The 2560-nt window shown below is 73.6% G+C and carries 4 protein-coding genes; 2 read left to right on the top strand and 2 right to left on the bottom strand.

Going from position 1 to position 2560, the window contains the following annotated elements:
* Together CCN72_RS35100 and CCN72_RS35095 are read left to right on the top strand one after the other, a co-directional pair.
* On the top strand, window positions 1-572 hold a 572-nt coding region (locus tag CCN72_RS35100; protein ID WP_244174634.1), incomplete at its 5' end, for a TetR/AcrR family transcriptional regulator.
* Between the two features lie 43 nt (window positions 573-615).
* Window positions 616-1053 (top strand): cytidine deaminase family protein, encoded by a 438-nt coding sequence (locus CCN72_RS35095; protein ID WP_244174633.1) that lies wholly within the window; start codon window positions 616-618, stop codon window positions 1051-1053.
* Window positions 1054-1170: 117 nt separating this feature from the next.
* Here CCN72_RS35095 and CCN72_RS35090 read toward each other — a convergent pair whose 3' ends face one another.
* Entirely contained in the window at window positions 1171-1446 is a 276-nt protein-coding gene (locus CCN72_RS35090; RefSeq protein WP_085564762.1) for a hypothetical protein, read from the bottom strand.
* A gap of 58 nt (window positions 1447-1504) precedes the next feature.
* Window positions 1505-2560, bottom strand: a 1056-nt coding sequence (locus CCN72_RS35085; RefSeq protein ID WP_143664312.1) for a 4-alpha-glucanotransferase, incomplete at its 5' end; no start/stop codon positions are given.

The raw sequence follows: 2560 nt of genomic DNA, 5'->3' as shown, positions 1-2560 counted from the left end.
CCACCACGCCTGCACCCGCACTCCGCCGCTCCGACACCACCCGCACCGCCATCCTCACCGCCGCCCGCGAACGCTTCGCCGCCGACGGCTACGACCGGGCCACCATCCGCGCCATCGCCAAGGACGCGGGGATCGACCCGTCGATGGTGATGCGCTACTTCGGCAGCAAGGAGGGACTGTTCGCCTCGGCCATCGACGTCGATCTACGGCTGCCCGACCTCACGCCGGTGCCGCGGGAGGAGGCCGGCCGCGCGCTGGTGAGCCACTTCCTCGACCTGTGGGAGGGGAACGAGCAGCTGCGGGCCATGCTGCGGGTCGGCGTCACCAACCAGGCCGGGGCCGAGCGGATGCAGGGCGTCTTCCGCGACCAGCTGCTCCCGGTGGCCCGGCAGGTGTGCCCCGACCCCGAGCAGGTCACGGCCCGCGCCGCGCTCTGCGCCGCCCAGCTCCTCGGCCTGGCGCTCACGCGCTTCGTCCTCCGCATGCCCGCCTCGCAGGCGCTGACCAGGGAGGAACTGGTGGCCTGGATGGGCCCGACGGTGCAGCGCTATCTGACCGCGCCGAACCCGTGAAACAAGATGCGGTACGCCTCCCGCCGGGAGAGACTCACTGCCCGTGAACACCACTGACGGCATCGGCGCCGGCACCGAAGCCGACGACGACGCCGACCTCGCCCTCGTCGCCGCCGCCCGCCGCGTCGCCGAGGAGTACGCGCGCCCCGACCTGCACACCGTGGCGGCGGCAGCGCGCACCGGTGACGGCGGGATCGTCACGGCCGTGAACGTCTATCACTTCACCGGCGGCCCCTGCGCCGAGCTGGTCGTGATCGGCGCCGCCGCGGGACAGGGGGCGTACGAGCTGACCGCGATGGTCGCCGTGCGCTCGCGGGACATGGCGGTGATCCCGCCCTGCGGCCGCTGCCGGCAGGTCCTGATCGACTACTTCCCCGGCATCGACGTCCTGGTACAGCCCGAGGGGCGGCGGCTGACCCGGCTGCCCGTCGCCGAGCTGCTCCCGGCCGCCTTCAGCCGGTCGGCACCCGAGCAGTCGTAGAAAACAGGAATGCGTGGCCGCAAAAACGCCGAGGGCGCCGACCTCACCCGGGTACGCGACAGGCACGTACCGACGGGAGGACAGGCGCCCCCGGCGTAAGAACAGATGGTCCGGCGATCAGACCTTGGCCTGGGCGTCGGGCTTGACGTTGATGTTGGACGAGGGCGTCTTGCTCTTGTTGGGGGACAGCACCATCACCAGACCGGCGATGACCCCGAAGAGGACCAGCGGGAGCAGCACGTACAGACCCAGCGTCTGGACGACGCTCAGGCCCGGGCCGGGGTCGTCGCCGTCGTCGCGGATCAGCGCGAGCGCAGGGGACGACATGAGCAGCATCATCAGCGTCGTACCGGCGCCCAGGGTGCCGGCGCGCAGGGCGTTCTTCTTGTCCACGATCTCAAGTTAGCGAATCACCCGGAAGGACGCGCGCCCGGGGTCCCGTAGCGCCCCCTCAACCCCCTTTGAGCTGGGCGAACACCTCCAGGAGGGCGCGCAGCCGCGGGGCGGCCGTCAATTCCTCCAGCGGCACCGCCCTGCCCTCGCGGTCCGCGATCGGCAACCGCCAGTTGGGGTATTCGGCGCAGGTGCCCGGCAGATTCTGCGGGCGGCGGTCGCCCACGCCGTCCGGGAGCCAGACGCCGATCAGCCGGGCCGGGGTGCGCAGCAGGAACCGGTGGACGGCGCGGACCTGCGCCTCCTCGTCGGTGCCGGGCGGCCCGGTCGCCGTGCTGCCCACCGGTCCGGGGCTGCCCACGGGTCCGACGCTGTCCGCCAGTCCGGCGCTGTCCGCCAGTCCGGCGCTGTCCGCCAGTCCGGCGCTGTCCGCCGGTCCGACGCTGTCCACCAGCCCGAGGCCGCCCAGCAGGGCGAGCCACTCGGTGACGTCGGCGACGGCCTCGGCGCGTTCCTCGGCGGCGGGGCGGGTGAGCAGGCCGAGCCGGTCGCGCAGTTCGACGTGGTCGCCGGTGAGGCGGGCGGCGGTGGGCGGCAGGTCGTGGGTGGTGGCGGTGGCGAGGCAGTCGGCGCGCCAGCGTTCGGGGGGCAGCGGGCGGCCGTCGCCGGTCCAGTCGCGTTCGAACCAGAGCACGGAGGTGCCGAACACGCCGCGCCGTTGCAGGGTCTCGCGGACGCCCGGTTCCACGGTGCCGAGGTCCTCGCCGATGACGACGGATCCGGCGCGCCCGGCCTCCAGGGCGAGGACGGCGAGCATGGCCTCGGCGTCGTAATGGACGTACGTGCCCTCGGTGGGCGGGCTGCCCTGGGGGATCCACCAGAGCCGGAACAGGCCCATGACGTGGTCGATGCGCAGGGCGCCCGCGTAGCGGAACAGGGCGCGCAGGAGCTCGCGGAAGGGGGCGTAGCCACAGGAGGCGAGGCGGTCGGGGCGCCAGGGCGGCAGGCCCCAGTCCTGGCCGCGCGCGTTGAAGGCGTCCGGGGGCGCGCCGACCGACATGCCGGCGGCGAAGACGTCCTGCTGGGCCCAGGAGTCGGCGCCCACGGGGTGCAC

The organism is Streptomyces murinus (genome assembly GCF_002154555.1).
In the GTDB taxonomy this organism is placed as follows: domain Bacteria; phylum Actinomycetota; class Actinomycetes; order Streptomycetales; family Streptomycetaceae; genus Streptomyces; species Streptomyces murinus.
Note: the sequence above shows the minus strand (reverse complement) of the source record. Positions and strands in the feature narration are given on the sequence as shown.